This window comes from Anaerobacillus sp. 1_MG-2023, from assembly GCF_030547345.1.
In the GTDB taxonomy this organism is placed as follows: Bacteria; Bacillota; Bacilli; order Bacillales; family Guptibacillaceae; genus Guptibacillus; species Guptibacillus hwajinpoensis_B.
Map to the genome: position 1 here is coordinate 1 of NZ_JAUORD010000155.1, position 257 is coordinate 257.

The following is a 257-nucleotide window of genomic DNA, read 5'->3' on the forward strand; positions in this document are numbered from 1 at the left end:
GTACCATATCTGTCCAAACAACCGAAATAAACCCACCAGCAAAAGCCGTTAAAATAATAATTGCTGTTGCTATTAGAATACCAATGACCGGAGGGATATCAAATGTTGTAAATAACATTTTTCCAGCACCAGCCATCTGAGCACTAATATAAAACATTAAAAATCCAGCAATTAAAATACTTGTTAACCAGCGTATTATGGTTGCTTTTTCACCGAAGCGAACAGCTAAATAATCGGGAAGTGTTATCACATTATAT

1 protein-coding gene is annotated in these 257 nt (G+C 35.0%); it reads right to left on the bottom strand.

Annotated elements, in window-relative coordinates:
• A partial coding sequence (locus tag Q4550_RS23665; RefSeq protein ID WP_483298581.1) for a sodium:solute symporter family transporter occupies nt 1–257 on the bottom strand: 257 nt, incomplete at both ends.